The organism is Frankia sp. Hr75.2, assembly GCF_949319125.1.
GTDB lineage: Bacteria > Actinomycetota > Actinomycetes > Frankiales > Frankiaceae > Parafrankia > Parafrankia soli.
In genome coordinates, this window is the sequence record NZ_CASGGV010000099.1 from 98,291 (window position 1) to 111,154 (window position 12,864).

Sequence of the window (12,864 nt, forward strand, 5' to 3'; positions counted from 1 at the left end):
TCGGGATTCGTGCCGGGATTCCTGTCGGGTCAGCTGTCCGGCACGTCACGGATCAGCACGCCGCGTACCAGCGCGGTCATCGTCCGGGTGGTCTCCGGCCGGCTCAGGCGCAGGTCGCGGCGCAGCAACTTCCACGTGTAGACGTCGGTCGCCGCGTGCAGCGCGTTGAGGCCGCGCAGCCGGTCCGCCGGCACGGTGGGCAGGTGGGGTGCGAAGACCTCCTCCAGCCAGGCCCGGTGCGCCGCCCGGGCCTGATCGAGGATGGCCGCCAGGCGCCCGAGCCGTTCGGCGGACATCGCCCAGCGGACGTTGAGGTCACCGGACCGCTCGTACTGCTCGACCAGCACCTCGACGGCGTGCTCCGGATCGCCGTGCCGCACGGAGGTCCGCAGCCCCTCGATCTCCGACCCCAGGAGCTCGATCGCCGCCGAGGCGGCGCCCTCCTTGGACTCGTAGTGGTTGAGGACGGTCTGGTGGGAGACGCCCGCGCCGGTCGCGATGTCCGCCAGGGTGATGTCCTCGTAGGGCTGCGCGAGCAACAGTCGCAGCGCGGCCCGCGCGATCCGCTCCCTGGTGGCCGCCACCGCATCCGCCCTGGTTCCCATGAGTCGAGCCCTCCCCGGATCGATTCGCTTGAGTGACAGTCAAGCATTTCGCTTGAGCGGCGCTCAAACTTTGTCGGGGGTGTGACAGCGCGCGACAGCCGCCCGCGCCCGCGGCGCCGGCGATGCTTCCTGGTGATCGGGCGGGCTCAGCCCAGAGCTGGCTGCTCGCCGCTCTGCTCGGCGTGCTGCCTGCCGTGCTGGTCGGTGAGCTGCTCGGCGTGCTGGTCGAGGTCGCCGCCGAGCGCGTCCGGCGCGCGCATCCGCCAGGCGTCGGTCACGAGCTCCCGCAGGCGGCCGACCGTCACCTCAGCCAGGCGCACCATCACCAGGGGCAGGCCGTTGTAGCCCGGCACGGTGAAGAAGATGTCAGGCTCGCCGAGCAGGAGCGCCTGCTTTTCCGCCTCGTCGCCGACGAACAGCACCGCGGTATCGGTCCGGATCACGCGCGGTTTCCCGGGCGTGCGCTCGGGATAGGACCAGACGAAGCCCCTGCCGGCCACCCGGAAGTCAAAGCCCTCGCTCGCGATCTCCACCACGTGCGGCAGCGCCAGCGCCAACCGGCGCACATCGTCGGCGTCAGCCACCGAGGTCTCCCCGAGAACGCGCCCGCAGCATGCGACGAGGCTATCCTCCGGCAGCCGGGAACGGTTTTCGATAACTTGGTCCGGGTTGCCCGGCTGGTTGTCTGGCCGATTCGGGGGGCGGGGCATGACGGGTTACGTCTGGCGGCGTTCGGCGGCCGCCTTGTCGGCGCTGGGCGGTGTACTGATCCTGGCCGGCTGGCTGCTGACCGTCTTCACACCGGTGCCGGTCCTTGTGCCGGTGGCCGTCGTGACCGGCCTTGCCCTCCTGCAGTACCTGGTGGGGCCGCGGGTCGTGGAGTGGCTGGCCCCGGCCCGCGAGCTGGAGCGTGGCGCCGACGGATATCTCAGCGACGAGCCGGTCGCCGCGATCGTCGCCCGGCAGTGCCGGAACGCCGGCATTCCGCTGGTCCGGCTCGGCATCGTCGAGGACGGCGACCCCAACGCGTTCACCTTCGGCCGGACCAGGCGGGACGCACGTATCTGGATTTCCCGCGGGCTGCTCGACCGGCTCAACGACCGCGAGGTCGAGGCGGTCGTCGCGCACGAAATCGGGCACATCAGGAATCGGGACTTCGCCGTGATGACGGCGCTGTGCGTGGTGCCGACCCTCATGTACTACGCGGCGTCCGGCACGCGCAACGGCGACCAGTCCGGGGACAATGACCCGGCCAGGCTGATCGGGTCCGCCGCCTACCTGCTTTCCGAGCTGGCGCTGCTGAGCTTCTCCCGTGCCCGTGAGCTGGGCGCCGACCACGCCTCCTGCGTGCTCACCGGGGACGGCGACGCGCTGTGCTCCGCCCTCGGCAAGATTGTGCACGGGATGGGGGAGCGGGATCAGGATCTCGCCGCCCGCGTCCACGTGCTTCGGGAGAACGACGAGAAGAGAGCGGCCCGTCGGCTGGCTCGCCGGGAGAACAGGGTCCGGGCCGTCGGAGCCCTCGGCATCGCCAGCAGCGGCTCGGCGCCGTCCGTCGGCCTGATCGCCCTGGAGCTGCCCCCGAGCGTCTCGTGCGGGCGTTGCGCTGGGAGGTCACCAGCCCCTGGGCACGCTGGCTGGAGATCCTCTCCACCCACCCCCTCGTCTCGACCCGGATCGCCGCGCTGGAGGCGAGCGGCCTGCCCGGCGCGCCCCGGCAGTGGCGGGGAGCCCGGAGCGCGGCGCGCGGGAGCGCCGGCGAGCGGGTCCGGGCCCGCGGGCAGTTCCTGGTGGAGCTGCCCGTGTACTTCGGTGGCTGGATCTGCCTGGGTGCCGCGCTGATCCTCGCCCGCCGCGGGCCCGACCACTACGACCTGGGCTTCCTCGCCGGACTGGTGACGGCCGCCGGTGCGCTGCTGCTGATCCGCGCGGGCCTGCGGGCGCCGCTGGGCACTCCGGAACCGGTCGGACGGCTCATCGAACTGCTCGACCGGCTCGACGCCGGGCCACTCGGTGCGATACCGGTCAGCCTGCGCGGGACGATCGTGGGCCGGGGCGGGTTCGTGACCTCGCCCGACCTCGTCCTCGCGGACGCCAGCGGGACGGTGCCCGTCGTGTACCGCCACCCGGCGCCGGGAGGGCGGATCCTGTTCGCGCTGACCCGGGCCCAGTCCTTCGTCGAGACGAGGTGGTGGTGACCGGGTGGTATCTGCGCGCGCCCCATCCGTACGTCGAACTGCGCACCGTGACCGGCGCCGAGGCCGGAACCGTCCGGTGCTGGCTTTTCGCCGCACGCTATCTGCTGTCCGCCGCGGTGCTCCTCGCCGGAGCCCTGCTGTTCGTGTACGCCCCCTGAGCCCGATCCTCAACCCAGCCTGGTGTGGTGTGGATGATGCGCCGCGACAGCGGATGTCTCGACGGACGTCAGCGGGACAGTCCGGTCGCGCGCAGCGGCCGGAAGAACGCGCGGATGTCCGCCACCAGGAGTTGCGGTTCCTCGGCCGCGGCGAAGTGGCCACCACGGCTCATCCGGGTCCAGTGCACGAGGTTCGCCTCGCGCTGCGCGAGGGCGCGTGGCACGTGCGTCAGCTCGTATGGGAACACGGCGATGCCCGTCGGTGACTCCAGGACGGGCCGACGGTCGTGCGAGGGGGTCCACGGCCGCTGGAACGAGTCGGCGTAGAACCGCAGCGAGCCGCTGACGGTGCCGGTGAGCCAGTAGAGGGCGAAGCTCGTGATGAGGTCGTCCTTGGTGAAGCGGCGTTCCACGTCACCGCCGCAGTCGCTCCACGCCTGCCGCCGCTGCACCATCCAGGCGGCCAGGCCGACGGGAGAGTCCTGCAACGCCCAGGCCAGGGTGCGGGGTTCGAACGTGTGCGTCAGGAAGTGCGTGAGGTTGAGTGCCGCGGGGCGCTGCCTGTCGAAGTCGGCGACTTCCTCCGGCGCGAAGTCGTCCCGGCTCACCCCGCGCAGGCTCTTCCGCCCAGACCGCGGTGCGCAGCCGGTCGCCGAGCACCGCCAGCCGGTCCTCGCTGATGTGGATGCGAAAAGGCTCGACTGCCACGTGTTCACCCTCCGGCCACGATTACCAGGTGAGAAGGCCGGCGGTCAGCTGACGGTGAGGCCGTTGTCCATGGTGTAGACGGCACCGGTCACCGAACGGGCCTCGCCGGAGGCGAGGAAGGAGAACAGCGTGGCGATCTCCGCCGGCTCGGCCAGGCCGCGCAGGCCAGCCATGCGACGGGAAAGGTCGGGGTCCATGCCGGCCGGGAACGTCATCGCCGACGCGATGTTCGTGTTGGTGCCCGCCGGGGCGATGGTGTTGACGCGCAGCGGCGTCTTGAGGAACTCGACGGCCAGCGCCCGGGTGAGCTGGATGACGCCACCCTTGCTCATGCAGTAGGCGGCGGAGTAGGGGAGCCCCTGGATACCGGCGTTGGAGGCGATGTTCACGATGTTGCCACCCGTCTCCAACAGGTGCGGAATGGCGGCCTGAGCCAGGAAGAAGTAGGCGTCGAGGTTCACGCCCATCACCCGTCGGTACTGCTCCAGAGTCACCTTCGTGGTGTGCTCGGCCAGGTAGATACCGGCGACGTTGCCCAGTACGTCCAGCTGCCCGAACTCGTCGACGCACGCGGCCACCGCCTCGGCGCACGCAGCCGGGTCGCTGACGTCAGCCTGGCGGACCGACACCGTGCCCGCGGTGAGCGCCTTCGTCTCGGCCAGCCGGCCCTCGTCTATGTCGAGGGCCAACACCGCGGCGCCTTCCCTCGCCAGCCGGATGGTGATCGCCCGGCCCATGCCTGATCCGGCGCCGGTGATGAGGGCGACCTTGCCCTCGAACAAATCTGTCACGACTGACATCCCTCGTTTGGTAGATGGCCACAGGGCGCTGGGTCAGGGCAGCGGTCAGGAGGACGACCGTTGATCGACGAAGATGCCGGGCTGGCCGGCGTGGATCTCGATCCACTCGGCGCCCTCGTCACCGGCCCGCCAGGCATAGAGAAGGTCGGGCGTGAAGAAGCCCATGCCGGCCCCCACGTGCCGCCTGCCGAAGATCAGCTCGCCGCGGAGGACGTAGTTCAGCTGATGGGTACCGTGCCGATGGGGCTTGACCTTCTCTCCCGGCGCGGCGGTCTCATGGTAGACGCACAGTTGCGGGGACTGGAGAATCGTCCTGGTAACCAGGTCGCGGCCGAAAAGGTCCAAGTACTGCCGGGTTTCCTCGGAATCCCCCATGATATCCACGTTGGTACGGCCCGGGAGCTCGTTGACGTCGAAGAAGAACTGCCGAGGCCTCTCCTCTTCGCCGTTCCGGTCGGCGTCACCGTCCATCAGAACGCTCCTTCCGGTTTGATTCGTGACCATCAATGGTTATCTGACGGTCAGACTGGCGTAGCTGCTTCGGTAGTAGAGGAGCGGAGCGGCACCCTTGTCGTCGACCGCGAGATCGCAGACCTTCCCGACGACGATGGTGTGGTCGCCGGCCTCGTGGAGAGTCTCGATGCGGCAGTCGATCCACGACGCGACGCCGGGCAGGATCGGGACGCCGGACGGCGCGGGCCGCCAGGGGACGCCGCGGAAGCGATCCTCACCCCGCACGGTGAACCGGCGTGACAGTTCCTCCTGGCCGTCGGCGAGGACGTTCACGCAGAACCGGCCCGCGGCCCGGATCGACGGCCACGTGGTGGAGGTGTGCGCCACGCAGAACAGCACGAGCGGAGGAGCGAGCGACACCGAGCTGAACGAGTTGGCCGTGAGACCCACCGGACCGTCCGCCGGGTGCGACGCGGTGACGACCACGATTCCCGTCGCGAACGTTCCAAGCGCGTTCCGGAAGGCGTTCGTGTGGTCGTCGGTGTGGTTCGGGGGCCGTGTGCCGCTCATGTCCCCGGCCCCGCCTTCCGCAGGACGGGTTCCAGGCGGTCGGCCATGACCGCGTGGCCGTCGTCGCCGGGGTGGACGCCGTCGGCCAGGAGTGACTCGTCCAGCAGGGTCTCGCCGTGAACGAGGGTGAGTGACGGGTCGCCGCCGTCGATGCGTGCCTGGACGAGGGACGCCATCGCGACCCGTAGATCGTCGAGCGTGGCGCCGACGCGGTTGGGGGTGGTCTCGGCGTCCGGGCGGCGGATCGGCGTGGTGACCACGACCGGCGTGTCCGGGTGCCCCTGCCGCACCACGGTGAGGAAGACGTCCAGCCCGGCGCGCAGCAGTTCGGCGGTGTGCGGGATCGTCGACCAGCAGTTGGTGCCGTAGCTGATGCTGATCAGTGCCGCCGGGACGCTCGCCAGGTGTTCGGCGGAGGGGATCTCGCCGCGGGCGGCGCCGGCGTAGCCGAGGTTGCAGACGTCGAGGCCCAGCCGGCGGCCCAGCCGCGCGGGCCAGGACGAGCCCGCCGAGCTGGCGACCCAGCCCTCGACGATGGAGTCACCGTAGGCGAGCCAACGTGGACGGGGCGGTCCCGGTTCGAGGGAACCGCCGACCGGGGTGAGTGAGAGCACGGTCGGGCGCATGCGTTCGGGCAGGTACACGGTCGTCGTCCGCGTGCCGGCGTTCAGGGGCAGCTCCACGGTGCCCTCGCCGTGGACGGCCGGGGCGGTCGCCAGCAGTGAGTCGCCCACCCACATCTCGAAGGTCTGGCCGACGCCGACGCCGACGCCGACACCGACACCGACGCCGGGGCCGCGTGGGCCGCGGGCGTCGCACTCGGTGCGATACGCGACGACCACCGCCTCGGCGTCGCCCTGTAACTCGAGCCGGACTCCGACCGGAATGGAGGCCGCCTGCCAGGTTCCGCCCGGCAGGCGCGGCGCGTCCGCGGTAACCGCGCGCGGGTAGGGGATCTCCGGCGTACCAGCGAACGGGCTACCCCGGAGAAATAGACGTGGATCAAGCAACGGCATCACGACCTCGCATTCACCGTTGCGCGGCCCGGATGCCTGACGCTTCGAGACCGCCGCATTGTTCCGTATCTGGAACAACCATCTTGCGTTCAGGAACGTAACGACCTGGGAGTGGGGGTGTCAACCGGCTGGGTTAGGGCTGGAGTTCGGGTCGAGCTGTCTGGCGGCGACCCCGTTGACATCGACGGAGCGGCACTTATGGTGGTCACTGTACCAACCACGCCGTTTGCTATAACAAACGAGGCCGCCGTGAAACTGGATCTGCTGTACGAGGTGGACGTCCCGAAGCCGTGGTCGAAGCCCCATCCCCACGGGCAGCGCGAGGCCGAGCAGGCCGCCTACCGCGAGGCCATCGCCCAGATCCGCCTTGCCGACGAGATGGGTTTCCACACCTCCTGGCACGTGGAGCACCACTTCCGCGAGGGGCGGTCCCACTGCTCGGCGCCCGAGGTCCTCATCGGGGCGCTCTCGCAGGTCACCGAACGGATCCGGCTCGGCTTCGGGGTGACACTGCTGCCGCCCGCGTTCACGTCACCCGTGCGCGTTGCCGAGAAGGTCGCCACGGCCGACGTCCTGAGTAATGGGCGCGTCGAATGGGGGACGGGCCGCTCGACCCCCATGGAACAGACCGCTTTCGGTGTCGACATCCCGCAGAGCAAGGATCAGGTACGTGAGGCGATCCAGGCCATTGTCGAGGCCTGGGAATCCGAATACTTCTCGTTCGAGGGAAAACACTGGCGATTCCCCGCGGCGGGCAACGTCCCCGTCCGCATGGTCACCCCCAAGCCGGTGCAGGATCCGCACCCACCCTGCTGGATGGCGGCGTCGAGCACGGGCAGCGCCCAGGCCGCCGGCGCCATGGGCCTCGGCCTGCTCTCACTGTCGATCATGCGGCCGCTGGAGCAGATGGCGGAGACCATCCAGCTCTACCGGCGGGCCGCCGCCGCAGCACAGCCGATCACCCGCGTGGTCAACAACCGCGTGGCGGCCTACACGCTGGTCCACTGCGCGGACACGATGGCCCAGGCCGAGGCGAACGGGATCTGGGACGCCACCTGGTGGTGGTACAGGAACCTGGCCGAGTTCACGCTGGAGTGGGAGTTCCCGCACGCCTCCGAGCAGGAGCGGGAGAAGATGTTCCCGATCCTCGAGCAGCGGCGGAACGCGCCGCCGGATCCGAGGCAGTTCAGCGACGCCGACATGATCATCGTCGGTGATCCCGACGAGTGCCTGCGCAAGATGCTCCGCTACGCCGAGCTCGGGGTCGACCGGCTGCTCTGCTACGTGCAGTTCGGCCGGCTGTCCCACGAGGCCGTGATGCGCACCATCGAGCTCCTCGGCACCCACGTCATCCCCGAGCTCGAACGTCGCGAGGTCCAGGTCTCGACCTCGGTGACCGCCACCTGATCCCGACGATCCCGATCGCAGGCAGAGGCAGAGACATCGGCAGCGGCAGCGGCGGAGGCAGGAACGATGACACGGTTGGATGAATCGGCGATCCCCGACTACCCCGGGCTGCTGCGCCTCGACGGACGGGTGGCGATGGTCGTGGGAGCCGGCCAGGGCAACGGCCGGCACACCGCCCACGCGCTGGCGTCGGTGGGAGCCAGGGTCGCGTGCGTCGACGTGGATCCCGATCTCGCCCGCGAGATAGCGGCCGAGGTGGGTGGCTTACCCTGCGTCGCCGACGCGCGCCGGCGCGACGACGTCGAGCGTGTCGTCGCGGAGACCCTCGCGGCCTACGGGCGCCTCGACGCCGTCGTCGACATCGTCGGCATGGCCCTGTGGTCGACGCTGCTGGAGGTGACGGACGAGGACTGGGACGCGACCTTCGGGCTGGTGCTGCGGCACGCCCACCTCATCACGCAGATCGTGGGCCGGCAGATGGTGGCCGCCGGCGGCGGGGCGATGGTGTTCACCGCCTCGGTCAGCGGCCTGACCAGCGCGCCCAACCACGCCGCCTACGGAGCGGCCAAGGCCGGCCTGCTGTCCCTCGTGCGCACGGCGGCCGTCGAGCTCGGCCCGTCGAACATCCGGGTCAACGCCGTCGCACCCGGTTCCATCCGGACGCCGCGCCTCATGCGCGCACTACAGGCACGGGGGGACGTCTCCCCGCCGCCGGCGGTGGAACCGCTGGGCCGTTCGGGCGAGCCGCGCGACATCGCCGGCGCGGCCCTGTTCCTGTGCTCCGACCTCTCCCGGCACGTGACCGGCCAGACCCTCGTGGTCGACGGCGGAGCCACCGCCCGCTTCGCCTACATGGGCTCCGGACTGTCGTCGACGGTGCTGCCCTCGACTGCGCCGCCCTCGACGGCCACGCCGTCATGACCCGGGACGGGGCGGCCCTCGAGGAGGACGGACGCGCGGAGCCGGTCAGGGCGCTGGGCCGCGCGTTCGACCTCACCGGCCGGGTGGCGATCGTGACCGGGGCGGGCCACGGCATCGGCCAGGGCGTAGCCCGGGTGCTGGCGGCGGCCGGCGCCGTGGTGGTGTGCGCGGACGTCGACGCCGGGGCCGCGGGGGCGACGAGCGAGGAGATCGCCGCCGCCGGCGGGTCGGCGGCGCCGGCCGCCGTCGACGTGTCGCGCCGAGACCAGGTCCACGACCTGGTGCGCGCGGCGGCGTCGGAACACGGACGGGTCGACGTGATGTGCAACAACGCCGGGATCATCATCGACGTCCCGGTGCTCGATCTGTCCGAGGAACAGCTCGACCGGGTGCTGGCCGTCAACCTCAAGGGCGTGCTGTTCGGGTGCCAGGCGGCCGGGGCCGTGATGCGGAGCCAGCGGGCGGGCAGCATCATCAACATGGCGTCGGGTGCGTTCGACACCGCCCCCGCCCGCCTGGTGGCCTACTCGATCTCGAAGGCGGGGGTGGTCCAGATCACTCGTACGCTGGCGAAGGAGCTGGGTCCGGACAGGGTCCGGGTGAACGCCATCGCGCCGGGTCTGGTCGAGACCGACATCACTCGCCGCCACTACACCGCCGAGGACGGGACCGTCGATGAGGACAAGCGCGAAAGATTCCTGGGACGGAGCCGGGATCTGGCGCCGCTGCGGCGCATCGGGACGACGGAGGACGTCGGCCACGCCGCGCTGTACCTGGCGTCCGAAGCCGCCCGGTTCGTCACGGGCCAGGTCCTGCGGCCCAACGGCGGCGTGTCGATGCCATGACGTGACCGCGCGGCGCAGGCCCGCCTGATGCCGCGGCCCGCCCCGGGGGTCGAGCGGACCGTCGCGCTCATCACCTTCCTGAGCCAGCATCCCGGCCGGCCTTTCGGCCTGTCGGAGCTGGCCCGGCGGCTGGAGATGAACAAGGCGACCGCCCACGCGATGCTCGCCACCCTCAGCGACGCCGGCTGGCTGCTGCGCGACCCGGAGGACAAGACCTACCGCCTCGGGCCCGCCCTGGTGGCCGTCGGCGACGCGGCCGCCGGATCCGGGCGTCAGGCCCTCGAGCTCGCGCGACCGCACATGCGCCGGCTCAGCGACGAGCTCGGTGTCCAGGCGGTGGCGAGCTCCGTCATGGGCGAGGACATCCTCGTCCTCGCCGTCGAAGGGCACGCCGCGACGCCCGTCGGGTTCGGATCAAGGCCCGGTAACCGGGTTCCGCTGTCGCCGCCGCTCGGGACGGTCTTCATCGCCTGGTCCGACACCGAGACCGTCGAGCGGTGGCTGCGCCGGCTGAGCCCCCGTCCCGACGACCACCGGCTCGGCATCTACCGCGACGCCATCAAGACGATCCGGCTCCGCGGGTACACGGTCGCACTCGACGACGACCGGCACCACAGCCTGGCCCGGGCGCTGAGAACCTTCGCCGCGGGCGACGGCGACGCCGAGGTCCGCGCCGCGGTCGAACGCGTCATCCAGGCCCGGGGCGTCGACGACGACTACCTGCTCGTCGACCTCGGCGGCATCGAGTCCTACCAGCTCAGCCTGATCGGGGCGCCGGTCTTCGACGGCGCCGGCCGGGTGTGCCTGGCGGTCACCCTCGCGGGCTTCCCGCACCGCCTGAGCCCACAGCAGGTCGTCCCCTACGGCCGGCGGCTGACCGCGGCCACCACGGCGATCACCCGGGAGATCGGTGGGCGCCCACCCAACCAGGCGGGGAGCTGACCCTGGGCCCGGCGCCGCCCCCGCTCCGTTACCGCCGGCGCGGGAACAACGTGCCTTGATGGTCAACCCGCGGCCGGGTACCAATGCCGGGGCAGGGGGCCGGACACCCATGCCGCGACAGGGAGAGACGATGGGCTTCTACGACGATCAGGTGCTTCCCCGGTTCATCGACCTTGCCCTGGGCAGGCCCGTGGAGACCACCCGGGCGCGGGTGGTCTCCGGGCTGACCGGCGAGGTCCTGGAGATCGGGTTCGGCTCCGGGCGCAACCTGCCCCATCTCCCGCCGCAGGTCACCCGCCTGCTCGCCGTGGAACCCGCGGTGGTCGGTCGCAGGCTGGCCGCCGGTCGCCTCGCCGCCACCGCCGTCCCGGTCGAGTTCGTCGGTGACGACGGCCAGCGGCTCCCCGTCCCGGACACGTCGGTCGACCACGTACTGGTCACCTGGACGCTGTGCACCATCCCGGACGTCGAACGCGCGCTCGGTGAGGTGCACAGGGTGCTGCGCCCCGGCGGGACGCTGCACTTCGTCGAACACGGCCGTTCGCCGAGACCCGGTGTCGCCCGGTGGCAGGACCGCCTCACTCCCCTCTGGGGGCGGTGCTTCGGCGGTTGCCATCTGAACCGGCCGGTCGACAGACTGATCGAGAACGCCGGGCTCACTCTCGACACCATCGAGACCTACCGGATGGGCGGGCCCGAGTTCTTCGGCTTCGCCTACGAGGGCATCGCGTCCAAGGCGGACTGACAGCGGTGGTCGGCGCGGTCCCGGGCAGCGCCCGGTAGGGCCGCCGACACCGGATCAGTCGAAGACGATCACCTGACGGCCAACGACGTCACCGCGGGCGAGTGCTCCCAGGTTATCGTTGATGTCCTCGAACTTGACCGTGGTGACGATGTGTCTGATCTGCCCCGCCGCGGCAAGGGAAAGGACTTCGGTGAGGTCGTTGTAGTTTCCCCAGAACGATCCGAAGTAGGAGAGTTCGGTGCCCACGATCACGTTAAGTGGTACCTCTACCTTGGTACCCATGAGTCCCACCGAGGCAACTGCTCCCTCGGCCGCGAGAATCCCGAAGTCGAGCGCGATCGACGCGGGGGCACCGGCGCAGTCCAGGATCGCGTCGACCGTCCGCCGTCCGGTGAGCCTCTCCAGGTCGTCCTGTACCTGACTGGAGCTCAGGTCACGGGTGTTCACGGTGTGATCGGCACCGTTGCGCCGGGCGAGCTCCAGCTTCTCGTCGGTGCGGGAGAACGCAACCACGGTGGCTCCACCGCCGAGCAGCTTTGCGTACTGCACGGCGTAGCTGCCGAGTCCGCCGATGCCGGCGACCACCACGGTGCGCCCCGGTCCGAGTTTTCCAGCCGCCTGCAGTTTCTTCACCCCGCGGTAGGGAGTCAGCCCGGCATCGGTCAACGGCGCGAGATTCTCCGCCTTCTGGTCGCCGCCCGGCACCCGGACCAGGTGCCGATGGGGAACCACCACGTATTCTGCGAAGCCACCGGGCGGGCCGAATCCGATCCATCCACCGGTCCCGGTGCACAGTTGTTCATTGCCCGCATGGCACTGGCGGCACGTTCCGTCTCCCCACCCCGGGTTGACCACCACCAGGTCGCCTTCGGACAGGCCCGCCGAACGCGGTACGGCAGAGCCGATTCCGGCCACGCGGCCCGCGACCTCGTGCCCGGGTACGGCCGGGAACTCCATCGGTGCGGCCGGCTGGAAGTAGCCCTCGAGCAACTGGTGGTCGCTGCGGCAGATCCCGGCCGCCGCCACCTTTATCAGGACCTCGCCCGCCCCAGGAGCAGGCACCGGAATCTCCTCGAGCCGCAGCGGCTCATGGTACCCGTGCATTCGGGCCGCTTTCATCAGCACAGCGATCTCCTTCGCTCCACCGGAACATGCGTTGTTCTACCCCGAGTTGCCGGTTCCAAGCGTGCGCGCGTTCCAGGCAAATTACGCGCTTTCGAGGAATTTTTTCACTCGATCAACCGTCAGAACTAGCTACGTTTATCTATTCTCCCAGGTCGGGGCATAGTTGCTGATCGTGATGGTTGCGGAGAGGGTCGAATCTCGGCGAATGATCTGTCGCCCGTTTCGTGGGCGTCATCCTGGCAGTGGATGCAGGGAGATACGGGCTGTGGTATCAGACAGCATGTCCGAGTGGGACGAGACTCTCTACGCGGGTAGCGCCGAGTTCTACGCCACCGGGCGCCTGCCCTATCCGCTGGCGCTTCCCGGGGTTC

Annotated in this window: 16 protein-coding genes; 8 read left to right on the forward strand and 8 right to left on the reverse strand. The window is 70.3% G+C overall.

The genetic code is table 11. From position 1 onward, the window contains the following. Positions 1-29 precede the first annotated feature (29 nt). Together AC559T_RS09175 and AC559T_RS09180 are read right to left on the reverse strand one after the other, a co-directional pair. Entirely contained in the window at positions 30-605 is a 576-nt protein-coding gene (locus AC559T_RS09175; RefSeq protein WP_112108712.1) for a TetR/AcrR family transcriptional regulator, read from the reverse strand. Positions 606-751: 146 nt separating this feature from the next. Beyond that, entirely contained in the window at positions 752-1,189 is a 438-nt protein-coding gene (locus AC559T_RS09180; protein ID WP_235014822.1) for an MmcQ/YjbR family DNA-binding protein, read from the reverse strand. Between the two features lie 124 nt (positions 1,190-1,313). Here AC559T_RS09180 and AC559T_RS09185 point away from each other — a divergent pair, with 124 nt between their 5' ends. From AC559T_RS09185 to AC559T_RS09195, 3 genes are read left to right on the forward strand one after another with little or no spacing between them, the layout of a single operon-like run. Continuing rightward, entirely contained in the window at positions 1,314-2,447 is a 1,134-nt protein-coding gene (locus AC559T_RS09185; RefSeq protein WP_498868452.1) for a zinc metalloprotease HtpX, read from the forward strand. Further along, complete coding sequence (locus AC559T_RS09190; protein WP_498868453.1) at positions 2,396-2,803, forward strand: hypothetical protein; 408 nt, start codon at positions 2,396-2,398, stop codon at positions 2,801-2,803. Before AC559T_RS09185 ends, AC559T_RS09190 begins: the two co-directional genes overlap by 52 nt. After that, positions 2,800-2,961 carry a hypothetical protein gene (locus AC559T_RS09195; RefSeq protein ID WP_498868454.1) on the forward strand — a complete coding sequence of 54 codons (162 nt, stop codon included), beginning with the start codon at positions 2,800-2,802 and terminating at the stop codon, positions 2,959-2,961. Before AC559T_RS09190 ends, AC559T_RS09195 begins: the two co-directional genes overlap by 4 nt. A 68-nt stretch (positions 2,962-3,029) precedes the next feature. Here AC559T_RS09195 and AC559T_RS09200 read toward each other — a convergent pair whose 3' ends face one another. From AC559T_RS09200 to AC559T_RS09220, 5 genes are all read right to left on the reverse strand, one after another. Next, positions 3,030-3,569, reverse strand: coding sequence for a hypothetical protein (locus tag AC559T_RS09200; protein WP_235014821.1), 540 nt, complete (start codon positions 3,567-3,569; stop codon positions 3,030-3,032). Positions 3,570-3,713: 144 nt separating this feature from the next. Then, entirely contained in the window at positions 3,714-4,460 is a 747-nt protein-coding gene (locus AC559T_RS09205) for an SDR family NAD(P)-dependent oxidoreductase (protein ID WP_498868455.1), read from the reverse strand. 54 nt (positions 4,461-4,514) lie between these two features. Beyond that, positions 4,515-4,940 carry a cupin domain-containing protein gene (locus AC559T_RS09210; protein WP_498868456.1) on the reverse strand — a complete coding sequence of 142 codons (426 nt, stop codon included), beginning with the start codon at positions 4,938-4,940 and terminating at the stop codon, positions 4,515-4,517. A gap of 39 nt (positions 4,941-4,979) precedes the next feature. After that, complete coding sequence (locus AC559T_RS09215; protein WP_498868457.1) at positions 4,980-5,492, reverse strand: flavin reductase family protein; 513 nt, start codon at positions 5,490-5,492, stop codon at positions 4,980-4,982. Beyond that, positions 5,489-6,502, reverse strand: a complete 1,014-nt coding sequence (locus AC559T_RS09220) for an SGNH/GDSL hydrolase family protein (RefSeq protein WP_498868458.1) — start codon at positions 6,500-6,502, stop codon at positions 5,489-5,491. Before AC559T_RS09220 ends, AC559T_RS09215 begins: the two co-directional genes overlap by 4 nt. Before the next feature lie 255 nt (positions 6,503-6,757). Between AC559T_RS09220 and AC559T_RS09225 the strand changes: the two genes are divergently transcribed. The 5 genes from AC559T_RS09225 (at position 6,758) to AC559T_RS09245 (ending at position 11,368) form a co-directional block, all read left to right on the forward strand. Beyond that, on the forward strand, positions 6,758-7,915 hold the full coding sequence (locus AC559T_RS09225; protein ID WP_498868459.1) for an LLM class flavin-dependent oxidoreductase: 1,158 nt from the start codon (positions 6,758-6,760) through the stop codon (positions 7,913-7,915). A gap of 66 nt (positions 7,916-7,981) precedes the next feature. After that, the gene (locus tag AC559T_RS09230) at positions 7,982-8,836 is read left to right on the forward strand and encodes an SDR family NAD(P)-dependent oxidoreductase (protein ID WP_498868460.1); all 855 of its coding nucleotides are present in this window, start codon (positions 7,982-7,984) and stop codon (positions 8,834-8,836) included. After that, on the forward strand, positions 8,833-9,681 hold the full coding sequence (locus AC559T_RS09235) for an SDR family NAD(P)-dependent oxidoreductase (RefSeq protein WP_498868461.1): 849 nt from the start codon (positions 8,833-8,835) through the stop codon (positions 9,679-9,681). The genes AC559T_RS09230 and AC559T_RS09235 overlap by 4 nt, the downstream gene beginning before the upstream one ends. Positions 9,682-9,708: 27 nt before the next feature. Then, the gene (locus AC559T_RS09240; RefSeq protein ID WP_112108705.1) at positions 9,709-10,623 is read left to right on the forward strand and encodes an IclR family transcriptional regulator; all 915 of its coding nucleotides are present in this window, start codon (positions 9,709-9,711) and stop codon (positions 10,621-10,623) included. Between the two features lie 130 nt (positions 10,624-10,753). Further along, on the forward strand, positions 10,754-11,368 hold the full coding sequence (locus AC559T_RS09245; protein ID WP_071062340.1) for a class I SAM-dependent methyltransferase: 615 nt from the start codon (positions 10,754-10,756) through the stop codon (positions 11,366-11,368). A 54-nt stretch (positions 11,369-11,422) separates the two neighbouring features. Here the strand turns inward: AC559T_RS09245 and AC559T_RS09250 are convergent, their stop codons facing one another. Next, positions 11,423-12,487, reverse strand: coding sequence for an NAD(P)-dependent alcohol dehydrogenase (locus AC559T_RS09250; RefSeq protein ID WP_498868464.1), 1,065 nt, complete (start codon positions 12,485-12,487; stop codon positions 11,423-11,425). Positions 12,488-12,864: the final 377 nt, after the last annotated feature.

Excerpts from the sequence above, each read along its gene's own strand:
- AC559T_RS09230 (WP_498868460.1), top strand. The coding sequence starts at position 7,982 with ATGACACGGTTGGATGAATCGGCGATCCCCGACTACCCCGGGCTGCTG.
- AC559T_RS09235 (WP_498868461.1), top strand. The coding sequence starts at position 8,833 with ATGACCCGGGACGGGGCGGCCCTCGAGGAGGACGGACGCGCGGAGCCG.
- AC559T_RS09185 (WP_498868452.1), top strand. The coding sequence starts at position 1,314 with ATGACGGGTTACGTCTGGCGGCGTTCGGCGGCCGCCTTGTCGGCGCTG.
- AC559T_RS09250 (WP_498868464.1), bottom strand. The coding sequence starts at position 12,487 with ATGAAAGCGGCCCGAATGCACGGGTACCATGAGCCGCTGCGGCTCGAG.
- AC559T_RS09240 (WP_112108705.1), top strand. The coding sequence starts at position 9,709 with ATGCCGCGGCCCGCCCCGGGGGTCGAGCGGACCGTCGCGCTCATCACC.
- AC559T_RS09215 (WP_498868457.1), bottom strand. The coding sequence starts at position 5,492 with ATGAGCGGCACACGGCCCCCGAACCACACCGACGACCACACGAACGCC.
- AC559T_RS09245 (WP_071062340.1), top strand. The coding sequence starts at position 10,754 with ATGGGCTTCTACGACGATCAGGTGCTTCCCCGGTTCATCGACCTTGCC.
- AC559T_RS09210 (WP_498868456.1), bottom strand. The coding sequence starts at position 4,940 with ATGGACGGTGACGCCGACCGGAACGGCGAAGAGGAGAGGCCTCGGCAG.
- AC559T_RS09175 (WP_112108712.1), bottom strand. The coding sequence starts at position 605 with ATGGGAACCAGGGCGGATGCGGTGGCGGCCACCAGGGAGCGGATCGCG.